This window comes from Corallococcus sp. CA041A (assembly GCF_003612075.1).
GTDB lineage: Bacteria > Myxococcota > Myxococcia > Myxococcales > Myxococcaceae > Corallococcus > Corallococcus exiguus.
This window is the reverse complement of sequence record NZ_RAWF01000662.1, coordinates 1-441: the sequence shown is the minus strand read 5'-3', so window position 1 is coordinate 441 and position 441 is coordinate 1. Positions and strand designations below refer to the sequence as shown.

Below are 441 nucleotides of genomic sequence, written 5' to 3'. Positions count from 1 at the left end.
CTTCTTTTCTTCGTGCAAATCTGCGTTTTCAACTGCAACTGAAAGCTGGTCAGCAAGAGCTCCAAAGAATGTCAGGTCATCAATGCTCCAGGGGCGCGGAGTCTTGCAGTCTTGCAAAAACATTGCCCCGAAAGTAAGGTCGCGCATTATCAATGGAATAAGTAATCCGGACAGAAAGCCGAATGATTTCAAGAAATCTTTGTCTAAACCATATGTGGTGCCGTATTCACCATCAGCAAGATCACAAGGAGCGGTTTTGCTCATTATCGTTTTTACGAATTCCTGGCCGGCAGGAGAGAAAAATTTCGTTTGAACAGAATCAGTCGAACTGTTGTGATATTCGTAGACTGAAACGTTGTCGTTGGTTAAATGAGTTCGCAAAATTAAGCAACGGCTCAACTCGAATTTATGCCCGAGATTGTTCACGGCATTTTGCAGAAC

General features: G+C 43.5%; 1 protein-coding gene. It reads right to left on the bottom strand.

Going from position 1 to position 441, the window contains the following annotated elements; translation table 11 throughout:
* A partial coding sequence (locus tag D7V77_RS42645) for a GAF domain-containing protein (protein WP_147452390.1) occupies nt 1-441 on the bottom strand: 441 nt, incomplete at both ends.